Source organism: Rhodopseudomonas sp. (genome assembly GCF_013377015.1).
Classification (GTDB): Bacteria; Pseudomonadota; Alphaproteobacteria; order Rhizobiales; family Xanthobacteraceae; genus JARJEH01.
Map to the genome: position 1 here is coordinate 320,522 of NZ_JACABA010000003.1, position 20,935 is coordinate 341,456.

The window sequence follows — 20,935 nt, forward strand, 5'->3', positions numbered from 1 at the left end:
GCTAGGCCGACTTGCGCACCGCGTTGTCGACCAGGGTCTTGCCGAGCGACCAGATCGCGCCGGGGACTTTGTGGCTGTCGGCGATCACGGAATCGAACGAGGTTTCGATCCAGCTGCAGTCTTCCTCGGTGATGGTCAGCGGCGGCAGCAGCTTGATGGTATGGCTACCGTGGCCCGACACCTGGGTCAGGATCTTGTGGTCCTTGAACAGCGGCACGGTGATCAGCTGGCAGAACAGCCCCTTGTTGGCGGTCTCCAGCATGGTCCACGACGCCTTCAGCCGCAGCGATTTCGGCGGGCCGAATTCGACGCCGATCATCAGCCCCTTGCCGCGAACCTCTTTCATCAGCTCGTAGCCGGGCACCATGCGGGTCAGCGCCAGCCGCAGTTCGGCGCCGCGCTTGGCGGCGGTCTCGATCAGCTTTTCGTGCTTCAGCACTTCCAGCGTGGCGATGCCGGCCGCCATCGCCAGATCGTTCTTGGCAAAGGTCGAGCCGTGCACCACGGCACGGTCCATCCGGTTGAAGACCTTGTCGAAGATATATTTGCGGGTCAGCAGCGCGCCGACCGGGACGTGGCCGCCGGACAGCGCCTTCGACAGCAGCACCATGTCGGGCTCGACGTTCCAGTGCTCGACCGCGAGAAAACGCCCGGTGCGGCCCATTCCAGTCTGGATCTCGTCGGCCACCAACAGCGTGCCGTAGCGACGGCAAAGCGCCGCGGCGCCCGGCAGGAACTCGTCGCTGGGCATGTTGACGCCCTTGCCCTGGATCGGCTCGACGATGAAGGCGGCGACCTGACGGGTCGACAGCGCCTTTTCCAGCGCGTCGAGATCGTTGAACGGAATCGTCGTGCAGTCGGGCAGCAGCGGCCCGAACCCGCTCTGGAAGTTCGGATCGTCCGTCAGCGACAGCGCCCCATAGGTCAAGCCGTGGTAGCTGTGGTGGCAGTGCACAATGCCGGTGCGGCCGGTGGCGCAGCGCGCGAATTTGATCGCGGCCTCGACGCATTCGGCGCCGGAATTGGCGAAGAACACCTTGTCCAGATACGGCACATATTCCAGCAGCCGTTCCGCCAGCACGCCGGCCAGCGTCGAGACATCCAGTTGCACCAGATTGGGCAGATCGCTGTCGAGCACGCTTTTCAGCGCCTCGCGCAACACCGGGTGATTGCGGCCGATCGCAAACACCCCGAAACCGCTGAGCAGATCGAGATAGCGCGCCCCGTCGCGATCGAACAGATATTGGCCGCGGCCGCTCTGGAAACCGACATCGTAGCCGATGGTCTTCAACACCCGGACGAGTTGTTCATTGAGATGGCGCGCATGCATCGAGCTGCGCTGCGACTGCCGCTCCATGAAGATCTCGGAAACGTCTAAATTCGGATATAGCATCAGTTACATACTTCGCTTGTTGGGTCTGTCGTCAACTGAAAACATGCATTGCGACGTAATGACCCTGCAACATCGCGAATTGCCCTTAACACAGGTTGGAACCATGTTGCAGCGGCTACGAAATACCACGCGCGCTTTGCTGCTATGCGGACTGTTTTGCTCAGTGGGCCTCGCCCCGGCACTGGCCTCCGACCCGACCGGCGACTGGCGGGTCGCCGACGCGGTGGCCGACATCCGGGTCGCGGAGTGCCATGGCAGCATGTGGGGGGCGGTCGTCTGGGAAAAAATACCCGGAGCGCACGACAAGAACAATCCCGACCCTGCGAAAGTCAGCCGGCCGACGCTCGGAATGGCGATTCTGTTCGACATGAAGAAGAAGCCGGGCGCTGATCAATGGGACGGCACGGTTTATAACGCCAAGGACGGCAAGATTTATGACTCTTCGATCAAGGTCGCCGGTCCCGACCGACTAGAGATCCAGGGGTGCCTGCTCGGTTTCCTGTGCGGCAGCGAGACCTGGACCAGGGTCAAAGGCCCGATCCCCAGCAGTCCCTCCAACAGCCCGGCCGGGACCAGGGCGACGCCGAACAGCCATATGGCTAAAGCTGGCCTGTCCGAACCCGCAGCAAGGACAGCCGTGCCGCCCGCCGGGATGCCGAACACGGTCGGCCAGAGGCCGACTGCGCTGCCGGCCGCCGATCCGGTCGGCGATATCTGTCTACTCCCCGAGATCGCGCGGCTTGCCCATTAGCGCCGGCTGGAACAGCAGCACCGCGGCCAGCGTGGTGACCAGCGACAGCGCCAGCAACTTGCCCATGCTGGCGGTGCCAGGGTGGCTCGACAGCCACAGGCTGCCGAATGCGGTCGCGGTGGTCAGCGCGCTGAAGAAGATCGCCCGAGTCAGCGCCGATTGCAGCAGGTTGGTGTGTCCCGCCCGCCACGCGGTGACGTAATAGATCTTGAACGCGACACCGACGCCGAGCAGCAGCGGCAGCGCCACGATGTTGGCGAAGTTGAGCGGCAGCCCGATCAGCACGCAGATTTCCAGCGTCACCGCGCCGGCCACCAGCAGCGGCACCAGCGTCAGCAGCACGTCGCCGATCCGGCGCAGCGCCAGCCACAGCAGCAGCGAGATCGAAAGCAGCGCCCACAGCCCGGCCTGGATGAAGGCCGAGACGATGGTGTCGCCGGACTTCAGAATCGATACCGGGCCACCGACCGCCTTGGGTTCGGCCTTCAGCACGGCTGCGGCGAATTTGCGCAGCGTTTCGTTGTCGTTCGGATCGCCGCGCGGCAGCGCCTCGACACGGAAGGCACCTTCCTTGGTCTTCCACGCCGACACGATGTCGTCCGGCAGGCTCTGCAGCGACACCGGCTCGGCCTGCAGCGAATTGCGCAGTTGGGTCAGCGCCAGTTGCAGCGGCGTCACGAACACCGCCTGGGCCTTGTCGCGAGTCGTCTGGTTCGATTCGGCAAGCCGGGAAATCGCATCGGCCAATCGCCGCGAGGCCGCGGCGCCGGGGCCTTTGTCTTCGCCGGCCGCCTTACGCAGGCTGACCGCAGTTCCCTTCAGCGCTTCGATGTTTTCGGCATCGGTCGGCGCCGGATCGATCGATCCGGGATTGAGCGCCGGCTCGAGAAGCTTGGCGCCCTCCTTGATCAGCTTCAATTTAGCCGGCTGATCGTCGGGCACGAAGGTGTCGAGCGACATCGTGCGCGACACTTCTGGCAGTTTGTTGAGCTTGGCCGCGACCTCTCTGGCCGCGTCTTCCGACGGCGCCATCACGTTGACGGCATTGGCGCCGGTGTTCGGATCCTTGCGCAGATCGAGAAAGGTCGCGATCGATTCGACCTTCGGATTGCGCAGATTGATCGGGTTGAAATCGAACTGCAGAAAATACAGCAGCGGCAGGCCGGCAACCGCCAGCGCCAGCGTCCCGCCCACGATCGCGACCCGATGATTTTCCAGGAAGTGATCGACCGGCGCCAGAAAAGCGTAGCCCAGCGGTTCCTTCTCGCCCGCCGGGTTGAGCAGCTTGAGCAGCGCCGGCAGCACCGTGATGCTGGAGAAGAACGCGATCATCATGCCGGCGCCGGCAATCATGCCGAGTTCGGAGACGCCCTTGTAGGCGGTCGGCAGGAACGACAAGAAACCCGCCGCGGTCGACATCGCCGCCAGCGACAGCGGGATCGCCGAATACTCGGCGGCCTTCACCAACGCCACCACGAGATCGTTGCTTTTGTAGCGTTCTGAGCGATAGCGCACGCTGAACTGGATGCCGAAATCGACCCCCAGCCCGACGAACAGCACCGCGAAGGCAATCGACAGCAGGCTGAGCGAGCCGACCATCAACAGACCGACCGCGGTGGTGATCGACAGCCCGACGAACAAAGTGACGAACACCGCGAAAATGATCTTGGGCGAGTGCAGCGCCAGCCACAGAATCACCAGCACCACCAGCACTGTGCCGATGCCGTTGACAATGGCGCCCTCCTGAACCGTGGCAAATTCCTCATTGGCGATCGGGACCGGCCCGGTCAGCCGGACCCGCGCACCGAAGTCGGAGGCCAGATTGAGGTCCTTGGCCGCCTGCCGGATCGCGTCGGTGGCGGTTTTGCCGGGTTCCAGCGCCTGGAAGTCCAGAATCGGCTTGATTTCGATGAAGGAACGGCGGTCAGAGTCGGTCAGCGGCTTGTCGCTGACCAGTTCGCGCCAGGAAAACATTGCGGAACCGGTCTTCAGCACGGTTTCGACGGTCTGGGCCAGCATCGAAAACGGCCGTTCGGTGCCGTCCAGGGTGAATTCGCCACGTTTCAGGCCGAGCAGCCCGGTCTCCAGCGCTGCGGTCAGCCCGCGCAGGCTCGGATCGCCGGCCATGATCTCGATCAGCGGGGCCGCCGACCCGAATTGGCTGGTCAGGCTCGCGACCTCCGGGGAGGACAGGAACAGCAGCCCGTTCTTGTCGAAAAAATCCCCCGCGCCAAGCCGGCGGACAGACGAGAAGGCTTTGCTATCGCTAGACAATTTATCGGCGAGCACGGCGGTGGCGGCGCCCGCGAATTCCGCCGTCGGCGCATCTACCACGGCCAGAATCAGGCGTTCCTGATCGAACGCCTTGTCAAACGCGATATCGCGCTGGCGCCAGTCCAGATCCGGCGAGATCAGCCGATTGATGTCGGTATTGATCCCGAAGTTCCGCGACGTGTAGAAGCCGGCGGCGACCGCAAGAACTATGCCGATCAGTAAAGTAAAAGTCGCAAAACGGGTGCAAGCTTTGACAATGGATACGACGACATTTGTCAGCACAATTTCACTTTCTATTGCTTCCGGCTTGCCTAAAATGCGACCGCTCTGGCTCGGGTTCCCGCATTGAACTAGTTAGCCTCGATAGTCTTGCCTTCAAGAACTCGGCAAAATGGCTTAATGGGGACCTCGGCGGGATGTCGTGGCCGGAAGTAATCTCACCGAAGCCGATTGCCAAGGGCGTTCTGATCCGCCAATCCAGCGCTCCGAGGTCTCAGGTGCGGCAATACCGGTTGGATCGTGGCGCGAAAATTGCCAATAATCCCGGAGACGGAGTGCAATCATGAGTGTGGTGACCCTTGTCTGACGTTCGGCCGCTCCAAGTTTTTCTCGCCCAGCCCCGCGGTTTCTGCGCCGGCGTCGTTCGCGCGATCGAGATCGTCGAGCGCGCACTAGAGAAATACGGCCCGCCGGTCTATGTCCGGCACGAGATCGTGCACAACAAATACGTCGTGGAAAGCCTGAAAGCCAAGGGCGCGATCTTCGTCGAGAACCTGTCCGAGGTGCCGCCGAAGGCGGTCACCGTGTTCAGCGCCCATGGCGTGGCCAAGAGCGTCGAGGAAGAGGCAGCCGCGCGCGGCCTGCCGGTGCTCAACGCCACCTGCCCGCTGGTGACCAAGGTCCACAATCAGGGCAAGCGCTACATGTCGAAGGGCCGCGCCCTGATCCTGATCGGCCACGCCGGTCATCCCGAAGTGGTCGGAACCATGGGACAGGTCTCGGGTCCGGTGCTGCTGGTACAGAATGTCGACGAGGTCGCCGCGCTGACGCTGCCGGCCGACACCCCGGTGGCGTATATCACCCAGACCACGCTGAGCGTCGACGACACCAAGGACATTATCGTCGCGCTGGAGCGGAAGTTTTCCGACATTCAGGGCCCGGACATCCGGGATATCTGCTATGCGACACAAAATCGCCAATCCGCGGTAAGAGACCTCTCCAAGCTCGTCGATGTCATTCTCGTGGTCGGAGCCAACAATAGTTCCAATTCGAACCGGCTGCGCGAGATCGGGACCGAGGTCGGGATTCCGAGCTATCTGATCGCGGACGGCAGCGAGCTCAATCCGGAGTGGCTGAAGGACGCCAAGGCGGTCGGCATCACGGCGGGCGCCTCGGCTCCCGAAGTACTGGTCGACGACGTGATCGAAGCGTTGCGCCGGATCGGCCCGGTCACGGTGTCGGTGCTGGCCGGGCGGGAAGAGAATATCGAATTCGTGCTGCCTGCGGAGCTGGCCTCGGCCTGAACCGCGCTGGTTTGATGTGTCTGAAGATTTGGTTTGAAAGAGAAACTCGTAATGGCAATCCCGTTTTTTAAAGAGATCCGGATCGGCGCCTACCTGGTGAAGCAGAAGATGCTCGGCCGGAAGCGCTATCCGCTGGTGCTGATGCTCGAGCCGTTGTTTCGCTGCAACCTGGCCTGCGTCGGCTGCGGCAAGATCGATTATCCCGATGCCATTCTCGACCGCCGGATGACGGCGCAGGAATGCTGGGACGCCGCCGAAGAATGCGGCGCGCCGATGGTGGCGATCCCCGGCGGCGAGCCGCTGATCCATCGCGAGATCGGCGAGATCGTGCGCGGCCTGGTGGCACGCAAGAAGTTCGTGTCGCTGTGCACCAACGCGCTGCTCTTGGAAAAGAAGCTGCATCTGTTCGAGCCGTCGCCCTATCTGTTCTTCTCGGTGCATCTCGACGGCATGCGCGACCACCACGACAAGGCGGTGTCGCAGGTCGGCACCTTCGATCGCGCCGTCAAGGCGATCAAGGCGGCCAAGGCCAAGGGCTTCGCCGTCAACGTCAACGCCACGATCTTCGACGGCCACGCCGCCGAGGACATCGCCAAGTTCATGGATTTCACCACCGAGCTCGGCGTCGGCGTCTCGATGTCGCCGGGCTACGCCTATGAGCGCGCGCCAGATCAGGCGCACTTCCTGAACCGCACCAAGACCAAGAAGCTGTTCCGCGACGTGTTCGCGCTCGGCAAGGGCAAGAAGTGGAACTTCATGCATTCCGGCCTGTTCCTGGATTTCCTCGCCGGCAATCAGTCCTACGAGTGCACCCCCTGGGGCATGCCGGCGCGCAACATCTTCGGCTGGCAGAAGCCGTGCTATTTGCTCGGCGAGGGTTACACCAAGACCTTCAAGGAATTGATGGAGACCACCGACTGGGAGACCTACGGCACCGGCAAATACGAAAAATGCGCCGACTGCATGGCGCATTGCGGCTACGAGCCGACCGCCGCGAATGCCTCGCTGGTCAATCCGTTGAAAGCGCTCTGGGTCGCGATTCGCGGCATCCGTACCGAAGGGCCGATGGCGCCGGAGATCAATCTCGATCACCAGCGCCCGGCGCAGTACATCTTCTCGTCGGAAGTGCAGAAACGGCTGTCAGAGATCCGCAGCGACGAAGCCGCCGCTGCCCAGAATGCCGTCAAGCATAAAGCCCCGACAGCCGCGTAGGCTGCGCAAGGCACGGTTGAAGTCAATCCCGGTCGAAACCAGCGACCGGATCGACGCCGGGTTACGGGCGACGCCGCGCAACACCTTGCGCAGGTCGATGCCGCCATTTGGCTTGACCGCGGTGGCCACCAGCTTCGGCAACGCGCGGTTGGCGGGATCGCTGATCACCCGCAGCGCCGCGAACGGCAGGCCCGCATCGAACGCGTAGGCGGCCGCGATATGGCTTTCCATATCGACCGCGGCGGCGCCGGTCTCGGAATGCAGCGCGGCCTTGGCGGCGCGTTCGCCGACCACCTGCTCGACGCCGACCAGTCCGCCACGGACGATCCGCTGACGTTCGAAATCAGCCCCGCCGAGCAGTTCCTCGCTGAGATCGGTCGCTGCGTCCCAGCGCCGGGCGCCCGCCATAACTTCGGTGGCCAGTACCACATCGCCGGATTTCAGCCTGGGATCGAGCCCGCCGGCGACCCCGAAGCTGACAACTCCGCGTACCGTGGCCGGGTCGAACACCTCCAGCAGCATCCGCAATTGCATCGGATCACTGCTGCTGCAGATCACCGTCAATCCGGGTCCCGCCGCGATCCTGGCTTCCTGAACCAGACCAGTCACAACCAGTATCGGCCGCGGATCAATTGAATTGACCGCGGACGATTCGCCCCCTGCCCCCAAAATCACATTCCGACCCCTACCACCTTGCTGTTGGTGCTCCTCAAATTTCGATACCGCGCCAACGCCCAGAGCGGAAAGAACTTTGCGTAGCCATGATAACGCAGATAAAATACCCGCGGAAAGCCCGTTGCGGTGTAGCGCTGCTCATCCCAAAGACCTTTTTCGGTCTGTGTGCTTTTCAGGTACTCCACCCCGCGCGCCACCGCCGGATGCCCGACCTCGCCCGCGGCCATTAAGGCAAGCAAGGCCCATGCCGTTTGCGAGGCGGTGGTCGGGGCGGCCTCAAACCCCTGGTAGTCGAGCCGGTAGCTGGTCGCGGCCTCGCCCCAGCCGCCATCGGCGTTCTGGATCGACACCAGCCACTCCACCGCCTTGCGCATCGCCGGGTCTTGATGGTCGACCCCGGCGGCGTTGAGCGCGCACAGCACCGACCAGGTGCCATAGATGTAGTTCAGGCCCCAGCGACCGTACCACGAGCCTTCCGCCAGCTGGGTGTTGCGCAGATAGGCGACGCCGTCGGCGACCGCCTTGCTGCTCTGGACGGTCTCGCCGAGCTGCGCCAGCATCGAGACGCAGCGCGCGGTGACGTCCTCGGTCGGCGGATCGAGCAACGCGCCGTGGTCGGAAAACGGGATGTTGTTGAGATAATATTCGAGATTGTTGACGTCGAACGCGGCCCAGCCGCCGTCGCGGCTCTGCATGCCCTCGATCCATTCGCGGCCGCGCGCGATTGCGTTGTCGTAGTCGGGATTGGGGATCTCGCGCCGGGCGCGGTCCATCGCCATCACCACCACGGCGGTGTCGTCGAGGTCGGGATAATGGGCGTTGTTGTACTGGAACGCCCAGCCGCCGGGGCGGACGTCGGGACGTTTCACCGCCCAGTCGCCCTTGAGGTCGAGCACCTGCTTGGGCAACAGCCAGTCTAGTCCGCGCTTCACCGGCAGGGCCGTCTCCGCGCCGCCGGCCTCCAGCAGCGCGTGGCAGGTCAGCGAGGTGTCCCACACCGGCGACACGCAGGGCTGGCAGTAGGCTTCGTCGTCGTTGATCACCAGCAGCTTGTCGATGCCCCTGCGGGTGATGACGCGCCCCGGATAATCCTCCGGATAGCCCAGCACCTTGTACATCATCACCGTATTGGCCATCGGCGGGTAGATCGCGCCGAGACCGTCCTCGCCGTTCAGACGCTCCTCGACGAAGTCGACCGCTTTCTGGATCGCATAGGCGCGCAGCCGTTTCGGAAAATACGGCTCCAGCGCGCGCAGCACCGCGTCGATGCTGGCGAACAGCTTGAACAGCGCCCAGTTCTGGTGCGGCGCCTTCGCCGGCATGCCGATCGACTTCGGGTCCTGCAGGAACAGTTCGTCGAGGCCGATCTGGAGCGCATTGATCGCGCGCGGCTTCAGCGCCGCCAGCACCATCAGCGGCACGATGGTGCAGCGCGCCCAGTAGGAAATCTTGTTGAGATGGAACGGCGACCACATCGGCAGCAGCATGATCTCGACCGGCAGCACCGGCACGCTGTTCCAAGTCAGTATCCCGAACATCGACAGCATGAAGCGAGTGAACACGTTGGCGTGGATGGCGCCGCCGCGCGACCGCATCGCTTCGCGCGCCCGTGCCATATGCGGCGCGTCGATGTCGTCGCCGATCATCTTCAGCGCGAAATACGCCTTGATGCTGGCGCTCATGTCAAAGTCGCCGTCCTGCACCAGCGGCCAGCCGCCATGGGCGCCCTGGGTACGGCGCAGATAGACCGCGATCTTGGCTTCCAGCGCCGCGTCGACCGGTTCGCCGAGATAGTGTCGCAGCAGCACGTATTCGGACGGAATGGTGCAATCGGCCTCGAGTTCGAACACCCAATGGCCGTCGGGCTGGCGGTGGCTCAGCAACGCCTGGCGCGCCGCCGCGATGCTGGCCTCGAGCGGATCGCCGCCCGCGGATGCTGAATTGTAAATGCCGGATTCCATCTTGTTCGCTATCACTCCACGCTCATACGCTAGGTCTTAGGTCGGGTCGGGCGCCGTGGCCTGCCCGGGATCAGGCCTGACGCATCACCAGAACGAGGTCGGCCGCGCGGTTGCCGGACCGCACCGAGCCCTCGATGGTGGCCGGCAACCCCGTATCAGTCCAGTCGCCGGCGAGAAACAGGTTTTTGTAACGGGTGACCGGCCCGGGACGCAGCGCATTCTGCTCCGGCGTCGCCTCGAAGGTGGCGCGGCGCTCGCGGACGATCTGCCACGGCGGCAGCTCGGCCTCGATGCCGGCGATCTTGCAGATTTCCTGCCAGATCGACAGCGCCAGCTGCTCGCGCGGCAGGTCGACCAGCCGATCGCCATTGCTGATGGTGACCGACAACCGGTTCGGGAAGGCGAACAGCCATTCGACCAGCCCGCCGATCACCCCGGTCAGCGCCGGCAGCCCGGCCGGCGGCGCGAAACGGAAATGCGCATTGACGATCGCGCGATATTTGCCCGGCGTTTGCAGCCCCGGCAGCAGCGCCGCCGCCGGGCGCGGCGGCACCGCCAGCACCACTGCGTCATCGGGCCCGATCGCCACGGCGTCGTCGCCGAAATTCAGCTCGCTGAGACGGTCGCCCGCGCTCGCGAACCCGCGCAGCTCATGGCCAAAATGAACGCCGGCGCCGCTGTTTCGCAGCTTCTCGACCGCGGGCTCCACCAGCACCGCGCTCAGGCCGTCGCGCGCGATCAGCGGCCGGCAGGCCTGGCCGCCCGCCAGCAAGGTCTCGCGCACCACGGCGCCGGCGAGCCCGGCCGAGCCTTCCGGCGGATCGACGTTGAGCGCCGCCAGCAGCAACGGCTGCACCAGCCGCCGATACAGCGTGCCCTCACACTTGATGGTGTCGCCGATCAGCCGGTTCGGCGATGCCCAGATCAGCGGCATCAATGCTAAATAATCGAGCAGGCTGGTGTCCGGCACGCGGCTGCCTTGGTCGAGCACCCACAGCGGCAGCCGGCCATCGCCGAGCTTGAGCTGCCAGTGCTTGCCGGTGCCGACGTCGACAAAATGGAATTCGGCGCTTGGCGGCCCGACCAGCCCGGCTTCGGTGCCGATCGAACGCGCGTAGCCGACCGCGGCGCGGTTGCCCGACAGCAGCAGATGATTGCCGTTGTCGATCGTCAACCCGGTCGCGGCGTCGAAATAGGACCGGCAGCGGCCGCCGGCCTGCTGCATCGCCTCGTGGACCTGAACCTTGACGTTGGCGTCGGCAAGTCGGATCGCGGCCGAAAGCCCCGACACGCCTGCGCCGATGATGTGGACGGTTCCGGGCATCAGATGATCGCGTATTGCAGCAGGATCGCGATCCGCGACGCCTTGCCGAGCCGGACCGGCGCGCGCGGCAGCGCGAAGCCCCGCGCGATCAGCAATTGCAGGATCGAGTGATAGTATTTCGACATGATCCGCGGCGCCCGCACCACGCGGCGAAGGTTGCGATTCATCACCGCGTCGGCGGCCTTGAAATGCGCCTGCGCGCGCTCGACCAGCGGCGCGCACACCAGCGTCAGCGCCGGATGCTGCGTCACCACCGACGGATCGGTGCTGGTGATGCCGGCGCGCAGCAGACCTTCGCGCGGCAGATACAGCCGGCCGATCCCGGCATCCTCGTCGATGTCGCGCAGGATATTGGTCAATTGCAGTGCGCGTCCAAGATGATGCGCGAGCTCGATGCCGTCGGCCTCGGGCAGGCCGAAGATCCGCACCGACAGCCGACCGACCGCGGAGGCAACGCGATCACAATACAGATCCAGCGTGGCTTCGTCGGGCGCCCTGATCTCCGCCGGCACATCCATTTCCATGCCGTCGATAATGGCGAGAAAATCCTCGCGCTTCAGGCCGAATTCGCGCAGCGATTCCTGATAGTCGCGCAGTCGCGCCGGCGGCTCGCCGCGATACAGCGCGTCGATGTCCTCGCGCCATTGCTGCAATGCCGCCAGCCGCTCATCGCGCGGCCCGTCGGAATCGGCGATATCGTCGACGTAGCGGCAGAAGCTGTAGACCTGAAACATCGCCTCGCGCTGCGCGCGCGGCAAAATCCGCATCGCGGCGTAGAACGAGCTGCCATGCGCAACGCCCTGATGTTCCGCCGGCGCGGTCGATGATTGATGGTTCATGCGCGCGGCGCCGGATTCGACAGCGGCCGCCGGCCGATCATGCGGCGCGCCAGCTCCGAGGCGATGCCGCCGGCGCTCTGCGCCAGCAACTCGATCGGCTTCAGATGCACCCGTTCGCTCAGCGGATCGCGGAGCTTCAGCAGGCGAACGATCTTGTCGGCGAAGGCCTGGATCACGGAAATTTCCAGTCCGAGCCGAAGATCCTTCACTTCGGCACCGAGCGATATGCTCTGCGCCAGCAGGCCCTCGTTGCGCGCTGCGAGCGCATGCAAGCATTGCAGCAGCGCCGGCGACGAGCGCGTCTGCCCGAGCGCTTCAACATCGGCGCCGGCGGCTTCGAGCGTGTCGCGCGGCAGATAGACCCGGTTGAGGTCGCGATAATCCTTGCCGCAATCCTGCAGATGATTGTTGATCTGAAGCGCCGCGCACAGCGCGTCCGAGGCCGCCCAGGTCGATGTGCTCTCGCCATGGACGTCGAGCATGAACCGCCCCACCGGCATCGCCGAATAGCGGCAATAGTGGATCACTTCGTCCCAGTTCTCGTAACGCAGCTTGGTGACATCCATGCGAAAGGCGGTCAACACGTCCAGCGCGTGGCGCGGCGGCATCGCGCGCTCGGCCAGCGCGCGGCGCAGATTGACCGCCTCGGGCTGGCTGTCGCCCTGCCCGAGCAACTCGGCTTCCAGCAGGTCGAGATAGGACAGCTTGGCGGCGCCATCGAGCGAGGCGTGATCGGCGATGTCGTCGGCGGTGCGGACGAAATTGTAGAAGGCGAGAATCAGCCCCCGGTGCCGCGGATGAATGATCCACGACGCGACCGGGAAATTCTCGTCCCGGTGGGTCTTCCCGGAGCGCAAGTCGTTCGCGGAGGTCATCGGCACTGCTGTACTGGTGTGGTCATAAACGGGCGACGCGCGATCCAGCCACCGGACGGCGGGGATCGATCACGACGCCATATAAGGGAAATCCGTCGGCTAAACCAACGATATCGACCGGTCTTTCGGGAAACCCGACAGGACCCGGCTCACCGCGATACCGCCGTGGACGCTCGCCTGGCGACTCCCCGGGAACCCGGCAGCGGTGGCCGGCGGCCTACTGGTTGTGGGTGAGCAGCACCTGGTTGCACGCGGAGCTCAGTTTTTCACGGTTTTCTTTGAGGCACGCCAGCACGACGAAATCGCCCTGATCCATCACCTTGCGGCAATGACGCGAGACATCGCGCGAGCAGGCCTGCTGCTCCTGCTGCGTGCCGCTGCGCTGTTGCGCGAAAGCGCCGGTGGACATTGAGACGAACAGCAGGGCGAGAGCTACGAAGATTTTCGGCATTGTATTCTTTCAGTTCGGCGATTGGAGATTGCATTGTCGATCACGCCGGCATCCGGCGCATGATCGGGCGACCGCCCGGATCGACCATGGCGAATTACAACTGCGCTCGCAATTGCGGCCAAATTTACGTTGGCTCGAATCGTTCCCCGGCGCTGTTATGCTCGGAGCCATTGGCCGAAAATCCGAAATTCGATAAAATCTCGCTCCGATCGACGATCCTGGTGTCCCGCGGACTGCGAATTGATACAATTCGACCAGATTCGTCGGAACAACAAGTCGCCTGCATTCAACCAAGATTTGCCGAATCGCAGCAGTTGCGGCGGCTGTCATTGCGTTCGCATCAATCGACTTTATTATTAGAATTGAACCTACCGTTCCGTGTCGAGACTAAATAGCTGATGCGACGAGGCCGTCGTGCCGGGATTTCTTATTCAGGGGTTGCGAGAATGAGACTGCTTCGTTCCACGTTTTCAACGCATGCGCTCAAGGCGGCAGGCATCGCCGCGGCGATGCTGCTGTCGGCATCGGCGAGCCATGCGCAGTCCGGCCCATTTGCCGGATTCTCCGGCGCTTGGTCCGGCGCCGGAACGGTGTCGTTATCGGATGGAAGCAAGGAGCGGCTGCGCTGCCGGGCAAACTACACGGCCGGCGGTGGCGGTAAGGAACTGTCGTTGTCGTTGCGCTGCGCCAGCGATAGCTACAAATTCGAGCTCAGCAGCAATGTGGTGAGCCAGGGCGACCGCATCTCCGGGCGCTGGACCGAGTCCAGCCGCAACATTAACGGTGATCTTCAGGGCACCGCCGGTGGTGGCCAGATCGAGGTGTTCGTCGAGGCGGCGGGATTCGCCGCCAACCTGACCCTGATCACCCGGGGCAACAAGCAATCCGTTCAGATCAGTTCCAAGGGCGAGATCCGCGGCGTGAATATCAGCATGGTCAAGGGATAGGGCGACCGGCCCGAACCGAAAACCCCTCGGATCGATTCGATCCGAGGGGTTTATTTTGCCAAAGATTCTCGCCTATTGCGCAGGCTTCTCGCGTTTGCCGCCGCGCAGCCGCTCCGCCGTATTGATCAGCCACATCGCGGTCGGCCGCAGGATGAACAGGTCGGCCACCAGCGCCGCCACCATCGCGAACGCGCTGAGCCAGCCAAACAGCCGCAGCGACGGCAGGTCCGAGAACACCGTCACCACCAGGCCGCAGGCCAGCACCACCGTGGTCAGGATCAGCGCCGGTCCGACCAGCACGGTGGCGCGCTCGACCGCGAGCGCGGCGTTGGTTCCCGGCGTGGTCTCCAGCCGCAGCCGGTTGAGGAAGTGGATCGTGGCGCTGAGCCCGAGGCCGAACGACACCGTCAGCGCCACCACGCTGGCGAATTGCAGCCCCTCCCCCAGTGCCCACAGCACCGTACCGGACAGCACCACCGGGAAGATGCCGGGCAGGATGCAGGCGAACATCACCACCACGGAGCGGAACGCCAGCCCGATGAAGATCGCCACCAGGGCGAATTCGATGGTCAGGCCGTGGTTGAGCTTCTGGATCATGTTGGCGCTGTTGCGCGCCGCGATCGCCGACAGCCCGGTGACCGCGATCTCGTAGCCGGGATGCGCCTTGCGCACGTCGTTCAGCGAGCCGTCGAGCTTGTCCACCACCGGCAGGATCCGGCTGGAATCGAGATCCGGCACCCGCCCGGACACCACCACGGCGGTCTGATCGGCCGAGATGAAGCGCCGCACCAGATGCTCCGGGATCACGCCGACATATTCCTGCAGCGTGGCAACGTCGCTGCTGCCGGCCTTTTCGGCCAGCCAGCGGCGCAGCGTTTCCAGCGACCAGACGTTGCCGACGCCGGCCTGCTTCTCGACCAGGCTGTGCACGTCGGCGATGGTCTGCAGGGTTTCCGGTGAATACAGCGTCTGCCCCTTGGGGAATTCGATCAGGATGTCGATCGGGTTGGCGCCGGTCAGCTTGGCGTCGAGCCGGCCGGAGGCCTCTACCGCCTGCTGCTTGTCGGGGACCTGATCGGCCAGCCGGTAGCGCGGCTCCAGATTGGCATAGACGACGGCGAGCCCGCCGACCAGGATCACCGCGATCAGGCTGAACAGCCCGGGGCGGCCCACCATCCGCACCGCGATCCAGGCGCAGAACTGCCGCAGCGCGTTGACCCCGGCATCCGCGGTCTTGAACTTGGCGGCGAACACTTCTTCGTGGCGGACCAGCAGCACGCCGAACACCGGCACCAGCGACAGCACCGCGATCAGCGCGATGATGGTGGCGGCGAGCCCGGCCTCGCCGAAGGCGCGGATCAGGTCGGAATCGGAGAATTGCAGCGCCAGGAAGGATATGCCGGCGGTGGCGTGGGTCAGCACGCAGGCCGGGCCGACCACCAGCACGGCATTGCGGAACGCCGAGAATCGATCCTCGCCCGCCAATAGCCGGTCGCGCGCCGCGAAAGTCAGCTGCATCGAATCCGAGAAACTGATCACCATGATCAGCGGAGTCATCACGTTGAGGAACATGTTGAGGCTGAAACCGGCCCAGCCCAGCACGCCCAGCGCCAGCAGGATCGCGAGCAGCGGCGGGAACGCCGCCACGATCATGAAGGAAATCTTGCGGAAGAACAGGATCGCGATCAGGCAGCCCGCCAGAATCCCGGCGACGTTGTAGATCAAGCCGTCACGCTCGACCGCGTTGCGGATCTCGAGCTGCATCACCGGCACGCCGGACAATTGCTTCGACAGCCCGGTGTCGGCGAGATCCTCCGCCATGATCTTGCGGATTTCGGTGACGGTCTTGTTGAGCTTGTTGTTGCCGACGATCGCAGGCTCCAGCGACAGCACGATCAGCGCCAGCGTGCCGTCCTCGGACAGCAACTTGCCGCGGATGATCTCGTTGGCCTTCACCGTCTCGATGAATTTGTCGTAGTCGGCGCCCTCCGGCAGTTCCTGCGGAAACAGCGCCGCCGGCAACTTGCCGGGCGCCGGGGCCTGCCGCGCCGAGAACAGCGAGATCAGGCCGCGGGTGCCGTCAACCAGCTGCAGGTCGGTGACCAGATCGCGGATCTTTTCCAGATTGGCGCGCTCCAGCAGCGTCTTGCCTTCGACCACCACCAGCACGTCGTATTCGGTGGAGGGAAACCGCTTGGTCACCTGCTCGTATTGCCGATACTCCTTGGTGTCGGAGCGGAACAACTGGCTCAGCGAATCGTCGATCTTGATGCGCTGGATCCCGAACACGGCGGCGACCACCAGCACGACGAGAATGATGCAGGACAGGATCGGTGCGCGAACCGCGATCAGCCCGAGACGCTCGAGACCGAAGGCGATGCTCACCGACCGCCGTTTCGACTGCTCGATGTCGGCGGGGGCGTCGTTCTTCTTCAACATGCGCGGTCCAGTCCTGTCGGCTCGCTCGGTATCGAATAGATCCCGGGCGCGAATAAGACAAAGGAGCGCGCCGGATCTGCGCTATTACTTGAAAATACGCGACAAAACCGTGACCGCCGGGTGTGTAGCAGGTCTGCGTGAGTCCTCGCAAGCGCGTCCCGCGACGCAACATCGCGAGCTTGCGCGCGAACCATCGGGCTCATCAATCGGCGTGACGTCATGCTGGCCCGGTCAGTTCACCGAGGCCGCAGGACGCCCCAACGATTCCGCTTTCGTCCTTGAGGGCCACGCCGGAGAGCTGCCGCGACAGCGCTTCGCGGACCAGCCAAGCGATCTTGAAAGCGGCCTCGTCGTGTCCGATCCCCGCGGCATGAATATTGGACACGCAATTGCGCTCGGCGTCGGTGCGCCCCGGCCTGGGGGCAAACGTCAGATAGGCGCCGAGACTGTGCGGGGCGGACAGGCCCGGCCGCTCGCCGATCAGCACCAGGATGGCGCGGGCGCCGAGCAGCGCGCCGATCTCGTCGCCCAATGCGACCCGCGCGCCAGTCGCTACCGCGGCCGCACCGACGCCAATGTTTGCCGCGGACAATCGCGGCATCAGTTGGCGAACCACCTCCAGCGCATGGCTATGCACCGCGACCGGCGACAGCCCGTCGCCGATCATCAGAGCCAGATCGCACCGGCCAGAACCACCCGCCAGCACCTCGCGCGACGCCGGGTCGAGCTGTCGCCCGAGATCGGGGCGCGCCAGATAATCCTTCCGCCCGCGCGCGCGGCTCGCCACCGGCAGCGCGGTCAATCCCAGCACAGCGAGCCCGGCGGCGATTTTGCCGCTGTCGAACTCGGCATGGACGGCGTCGCGGGCACGGGCATGGGCCAGCGTGAATTCCAGCAGGGCCTCGGTCGGCAGACTGACCCCGGTGCGGCCCAGCGCGACCCGCGCCGGGGTCAGACGCTGCAGATCGCGCATTGAGCGAAGCGAAGTCGCGGGCGGATTCATCGTGCTATTCCGCCGGCACCGACGCCTCGCGCAATCTCACCGAATAGTTCGACGCGTTGACACTGCCGCGCGAGGCGGCGCGGGCGAACACGATCAGATGATGCGCGACCAGCATCACGCTGAGCAGGTTCTCGATGTCACCGCGAATCAGCCGGCGCGCGGCGAATTTCCAGAACGCCCATTTGTAATCGCCGAGCACGCCGATCTGCCAAAGCACGTTGCGCAGGATGGTCAGGCCGCGCTTGATGTTGGCTTTCGAGGCGCGCTGCGGCGACGCTGGCGGATGCAGGCGGTTCCGATAGGTCGTCTGCACCTGATATTCATAACGCGCCAGCAGCTTTTCCGGCTCGTAGGCGCGCGCCATACAGTCGCGCCACGTCGCCACTACCTGATCGTAGGGCATCAGGAAGTCGACGTTGGATTCGCGGCCGTCGTCGTGGATCAGCCGGCCTTCCTTCTCCAGCCGGTCCCACAGCGGCGTCTTCGGCAACGCCTGCAACAGGTTGATGGTGAGCAGCGGAATCTGCGACTGCTCGATGAACTGCATCAGGAATTCGCCGGTCTCCGGGGTGTCGGTATCGAGCCCGAGGATGATACCGGACACCACCTCGATGCCGTAGCTGGAGATGGTGCGCACCCCCTCCAGGATTGGGACCATCATATTGTGGTCCTTCTGCATCGCCTTCAGCGCCACCGGATCCGGGGTCTCGATACCGCAGAACATCGTGGTGAAATACGCCTCGCGCATCAGCTTGAGGATTTCCGGCCGCTTGGCGATGTTGAGCGTCGCCTCGCAGGCCAACTGGATCTCGAATCCGGTGCGCTTCTGCCATTCGATCAGATGCGGCAACAGGTCGAGCGCGGCCTTGCGGTTGCCGATGAAATTGTCGTCGACGAAATACACCGAGCCGCGAATGCCGCATTCCAGCATGCGGTCCAGTTCGATGACGATCTGCTCCGGCGTCTTCAGACGCGGATTGCGGCCGTACAGCCCTGGAATATCGCAGAATTCGCATTGATACGGGCAACCGCTGGAATACTGAACGCTGCCCAGGAGATAGCGGCTGCATTCCGCCAGCTCGTAGGCCGGAATCGGAAACAGCGTCATGTCGAGCCGGTCTTCCGTGGTCAGGATCACCTGCTGCGGCGGCCGCGACGGATCATGCGCCAGCCGCGCGATCAACTGATCGGTGGCGTCGCCGAGTTCGCCGACATGCAAATAATCGAACGACGGATAATGATCCGGGCAGGCACTGACCGAGGGTCCGCCGATCGCCACCGCGAGACCGTAACCGTGGGCGCGGTGGCAGATATCGTTCATCTGCTGACGCTGGATATGCATGCCGCTGACGAACACCGCCTCCGCCCATTCGAAATCCTCAGCCGTCGCCGGCCGGATGTTCTCGTCGACGAAGCGCACCGACCATTCCTCGGGCAGATAGGCCGCGATCACCAGCAGGCCCTGCGGCGGCATGAACGCCTGGACGTTGTCGGTCAGCGGATAGGCATGCTCGAAGGTGCCGAACGAGGAGGTGTAACGCGGGAAAACGCACAGGATGCGACGGCTACTCAGACTGGATTCAGCTCTCATCGGACATCCTCTGCGAATGATTCATAGAACCCGTATTCCCTTGGTTTCCGGATCATCCCGAGCGGTTCGAAGGGCGGCGAAAAACAGATAGGCCGGCTGTAACCGTTAAGACACAAGGCCGTTCCATCTTTGTCAGAAAACCATGCCCAAGTGTTGCAGCCGCGCCGCACAATGTAACCACGATGTACAAGGCTGGGCTACAATTTCTTCAAGATTGTGGCGGCAGCTGCCGGATTGCGGCAGGGCACCGGGCCAGCGGCGCATGGCAGCGCGTCAGGCGATCAGCCGGGAGGCAAATTCCGGCACCAGCCCATCACTCCCGGCCAGCCGAAAATCCGCGCCCGCCAACCCCGCGCGCACCAGCCAGTCGTCGAATTCCGGCGCCCGCTTCAGCCCGAGCAGGTCGCGGACATAGAGCGCGTCGTGAAACGAGGTCGACTGGTAATTCAGCATGACATCGTCGGCTCCCGGCACGCCCATGATGAAGCTGACGCCGGCGGCGCCGAGCAGTGTCAACAGCGTGTCCATGTCGTCCTGATCGGCTTCGGCATGGTTGGTGTAACAGATGTCCACACCGAGCGGCAGGCCGAGCAGCTTGCCGCAGAAATGGTCTTCCAGCCCGGCGCGGATGATCTCCTTGCCGTCATAGAGATATTCCGGCCCGATGAAGCCGACCACGCTGTTGACCAGCAGCGGATCGAACGCCCGCGCCACCGCATAGGCCCGCGCCTCGCAGGTCTGCTGATCGACGCCGTGATGGGCATTGGCCGACAGCGCCGAGCCCTGCCCGGTCTCGAAATACATCACATTGTCGCCGATGGTGCCGCGCCGCAGCGACAGCCCGGCCTGCCGGGCCTCGCCCAGCATCGCCAGGTCGATGCCGAAACTGCGATTGGCGGCCTCGGTGCCGGCGATCGATTGAAACACCAGATCGACCGGACAGCCCTGCTCGATCAGCTTGATCGTGGTGGTGACGTGGGTCAGCACGCAGCTCTGGGTCGGAATCTGCAGCCGCACGATGACGTCGTCGAGCAGCCGCACCAGATTGCCGAGCACCACGGGATCGTCGCTGGCGGGGTTGATGCCGATGCAGGCGTCGCCCGACCCCAGCACGAGCCCATCGAGGATCGAGGCGGTGATCCCCCTTTCGTCGTCGAATGGATGGTTCGGTTGCAGCCGCGCGCTGAGCCGGCCCGGTAGTCCGATGGTGTTGCGAAACCGGGTGATCACCGCACATTTTTTCGCCACCAGGATCAGGTCCTGATTGCGCATCAGTTTCGACACCGCCGCCGCCATTTCCGGGGTGATGCCGGGCGCAAGACGCGCCAGCACCGCAGGCGTCGCCGCATCCGACAGCAGCCAGTCGCGGAAGCCGCCGACGGTCAGCGCCGCGACCGCGGCAAAGGCGGCGGCGTCGTGACTATCGACGATCAGCCGGGTGACCTCGTCGTCTTCGTACGGCACCACCGCTTCGCTGAGGAATTGCGTCAGCGGCAGATCCGCCAGCGCCATTCGGGCGGCGACCATCTGTTCAGCGCTGGAGGCGGCGACACCCGCCAGTCGATCGCCGGACCGCGGCGGCGTGGCCTTGGCCAACAGGTCGCGCAGATCGTCGAACGCAAAGGACACGTTGCCGATGGCGTGGCGATAGATCATGGCGCTCCCGGCGCCGCGCCC

At 64.2% G+C, this 20,935-nt stretch carries 16 protein-coding genes; 4 read left to right on the forward strand and 12 right to left on the reverse strand.

The window, feature by feature from the left end:
• Window position 1 precedes the first annotated feature (1 nt).
• Window positions 2-1,393: an aminobacteriohopanetriol synthase HpnO gene (hpnO, locus tag HXX15_RS16640; protein ID WP_296517431.1), complete on the reverse strand. Its 1,392-nt coding sequence runs from the start codon at window positions 1,391-1,393 to the stop codon at window positions 2-4.
• Window positions 1,394-1,496: 103 nt separating this feature from the next.
• On the opposite strand from hpnO, the gene HXX15_RS16645 reads away from it, so the two are divergent.
• A complete protein-coding gene (locus HXX15_RS16645; RefSeq protein WP_296517605.1) occupies window positions 1,497-2,144 on the forward strand; it encodes a DUF2147 domain-containing protein in 648 nt (215 codons plus the stop codon).
• Here HXX15_RS16645 and HXX15_RS16650 read toward each other — a convergent pair.
• A complete protein-coding gene (locus HXX15_RS16650; protein ID WP_296517432.1) occupies window positions 2,112-4,700 on the reverse strand; it encodes an MMPL family transporter in 2,589 nt (862 codons plus the stop codon). The genes HXX15_RS16645 and HXX15_RS16650 overlap by 33 nt on opposite strands.
• Before the next feature lie 296 nt (window positions 4,701-4,996).
• Between HXX15_RS16650 and ispH the strand changes: the two genes are divergently transcribed.
• Both ispH and hpnH read left to right on the forward strand, forming a co-directional pair.
• A complete protein-coding gene (ispH, locus tag HXX15_RS16655) occupies window positions 4,997-5,941 on the forward strand; it encodes a 4-hydroxy-3-methylbut-2-enyl diphosphate reductase (RefSeq protein ID WP_296517433.1) in 945 nt (314 codons plus the stop codon).
• A gap of 51 nt (window positions 5,942-5,992) precedes the next feature.
• A complete protein-coding gene (gene hpnH, locus HXX15_RS16660; RefSeq protein WP_296517434.1) occupies window positions 5,993-7,153 on the forward strand; it encodes an adenosyl-hopene transferase HpnH in 1,161 nt (386 codons plus the stop codon).
• Here the strand turns inward: hpnH and HXX15_RS16665 are convergent.
• The 6 genes from HXX15_RS16665 to HXX15_RS16690 all read right to left on the reverse strand — a co-directional run bounded on the left by HXX15_RS16665 (window position 7,082) and on the right by HXX15_RS16690 (window position 13,278).
• Window positions 7,082-7,828, reverse strand: coding sequence for a phosphorylase (locus HXX15_RS16665; RefSeq protein ID WP_296517435.1), 747 nt, complete (start codon window positions 7,826-7,828; stop codon window positions 7,082-7,084). The genes hpnH and HXX15_RS16665 overlap by 72 nt on opposite strands.
• Window positions 7,825-9,789 (reverse strand): squalene--hopene cyclase, encoded by a 1,965-nt coding sequence (shc, locus tag HXX15_RS16670; RefSeq protein WP_296517436.1) that lies wholly within the window; start codon window positions 9,787-9,789, stop codon window positions 7,825-7,827. The genes HXX15_RS16665 and shc overlap by 4 nt, the downstream gene beginning before the upstream one ends.
• Before the next feature lie 70 nt (window positions 9,790-9,859).
• Complete coding sequence (hpnE, locus tag HXX15_RS16675) at window positions 9,860-11,113, reverse strand: hydroxysqualene dehydroxylase HpnE (RefSeq protein ID WP_296517437.1); 1,254 nt, start codon at window positions 11,111-11,113, stop codon at window positions 9,860-9,862.
• Entirely contained in the window at window positions 11,113-11,952 is an 840-nt protein-coding gene (hpnD, locus tag HXX15_RS16680; RefSeq protein WP_296517438.1) for a presqualene diphosphate synthase HpnD, read from the reverse strand. The genes hpnE and hpnD overlap by 1 nt, the downstream gene beginning before the upstream one ends.
• Window positions 11,949-12,827: a squalene synthase HpnC gene (gene hpnC / locus HXX15_RS16685; RefSeq protein ID WP_296517439.1), complete on the reverse strand. Its 879-nt coding sequence runs from the start codon at window positions 12,825-12,827 to the stop codon at window positions 11,949-11,951. Before hpnC ends, hpnD begins: the two co-directional genes overlap by 4 nt.
• Window positions 12,828-13,044: 217 nt before the next feature.
• Window positions 13,045-13,278, reverse strand: coding sequence for a cysteine rich repeat-containing protein (locus HXX15_RS16690; protein WP_296517440.1), 234 nt, complete (start codon window positions 13,276-13,278; stop codon window positions 13,045-13,047).
• 446 nt (window positions 13,279-13,724) lie between these two features.
• Between HXX15_RS16690 and HXX15_RS16695 the strand changes: the two genes are divergently transcribed.
• Complete coding sequence (locus HXX15_RS16695; RefSeq protein WP_296517606.1) at window positions 13,725-14,225, forward strand: hypothetical protein; 501 nt, start codon at window positions 13,725-13,727, stop codon at window positions 14,223-14,225.
• 72 nt (window positions 14,226-14,297) lie between these two features.
• Here the strand turns inward: HXX15_RS16695 and HXX15_RS16700 are convergent, their stop codons facing one another.
• The 4 genes from HXX15_RS16700 to HXX15_RS16715 all read right to left on the reverse strand — a co-directional run bounded on the left by HXX15_RS16700 (window position 14,298) and on the right by HXX15_RS16715 (window position 20,914).
• Window positions 14,298-16,664, reverse strand: a complete 2,367-nt coding sequence (locus tag HXX15_RS16700; RefSeq protein WP_296517441.1) for an MMPL family transporter — start codon at window positions 16,662-16,664, stop codon at window positions 14,298-14,300.
• A gap of 217 nt (window positions 16,665-16,881) precedes the next feature.
• Window positions 16,882-17,667 carry an ethanolamine ammonia-lyase subunit EutC gene (gene eutC / locus HXX15_RS16705; RefSeq protein WP_296517442.1) on the reverse strand — a complete coding sequence of 262 codons (786 nt, stop codon included), beginning with the start codon at window positions 17,665-17,667 and terminating at the stop codon, window positions 16,882-16,884.
• Between the two features lie 4 nt (window positions 17,668-17,671).
• Complete coding sequence (locus tag HXX15_RS16710; protein WP_296517443.1) at window positions 17,672-19,258, reverse strand: B12-binding domain-containing radical SAM protein; 1,587 nt, start codon at window positions 19,256-19,258, stop codon at window positions 17,672-17,674.
• A 273-nt stretch (window positions 19,259-19,531) separates the two neighbouring features.
• The gene (locus HXX15_RS16715) at window positions 19,532-20,914 is read right to left on the reverse strand and encodes an ethanolamine ammonia-lyase subunit EutB (RefSeq protein WP_296517444.1); all 1,383 of its coding nucleotides are present in this window, start codon (window positions 20,912-20,914) and stop codon (window positions 19,532-19,534) included.
• Between the last annotated feature and the right edge of the window lie 21 nt (window positions 20,915-20,935).

Excerpts from the sequence above, each read along its gene's own strand:
- eutC (WP_296517442.1), bottom strand. The coding sequence starts at position 17,667 with ATGAATCCGCCCGCGACTTCGCTTCGCTCAATGCGCGATCTGCAGCGT.
- HXX15_RS16690 (WP_296517440.1), bottom strand. The coding sequence starts at position 13,278 with ATGCCGAAAATCTTCGTAGCTCTCGCCCTGCTGTTCGTCTCAATGTCC.
- hpnC (WP_296517439.1), bottom strand. The coding sequence starts at position 12,827 with ATGACCTCCGCGAACGACTTGCGCTCCGGGAAGACCCACCGGGACGAG.
- shc (WP_296517436.1), bottom strand. The coding sequence starts at position 9,789 with ATGGAATCCGGCATTTACAATTCAGCATCCGCGGGCGGCGATCCGCTC.
- HXX15_RS16715 (WP_296517444.1), bottom strand. The coding sequence starts at position 20,914 with ATGATCTATCGCCACGCCATCGGCAACGTGTCCTTTGCGTTCGACGAT.
- HXX15_RS16710 (WP_296517443.1), bottom strand. The coding sequence starts at position 19,258 with ATGAGAGCTGAATCCAGTCTGAGTAGCCGTCGCATCCTGTGCGTTTTC.
- hpnO (WP_296517431.1), bottom strand. The coding sequence starts at position 1,393 with ATGCTATATCCGAATTTAGACGTTTCCGAGATCTTCATGGAGCGGCAG.
- hpnE (WP_296517437.1), bottom strand. The coding sequence starts at position 11,113 with ATGCCCGGAACCGTCCACATCATCGGCGCAGGCGTGTCGGGGCTTTCG.
- hpnD (WP_296517438.1), bottom strand. The coding sequence starts at position 11,952 with ATGAACCATCAATCATCGACCGCGCCGGCGGAACATCAGGGCGTTGCG.
- HXX15_RS16645 (WP_296517605.1), top strand. The coding sequence starts at position 1,497 with ATGTTGCAGCGGCTACGAAATACCACGCGCGCTTTGCTGCTATGCGGA.
- hpnH (WP_296517434.1), top strand. The coding sequence starts at position 5,993 with ATGGCAATCCCGTTTTTTAAAGAGATCCGGATCGGCGCCTACCTGGTG.
- HXX15_RS16695 (WP_296517606.1), top strand. The coding sequence starts at position 13,725 with ATGAGACTGCTTCGTTCCACGTTTTCAACGCATGCGCTCAAGGCGGCA.
- HXX15_RS16700 (WP_296517441.1), bottom strand. The coding sequence starts at position 16,664 with ATGTTGAAGAAGAACGACGCCCCCGCCGACATCGAGCAGTCGAAACGG.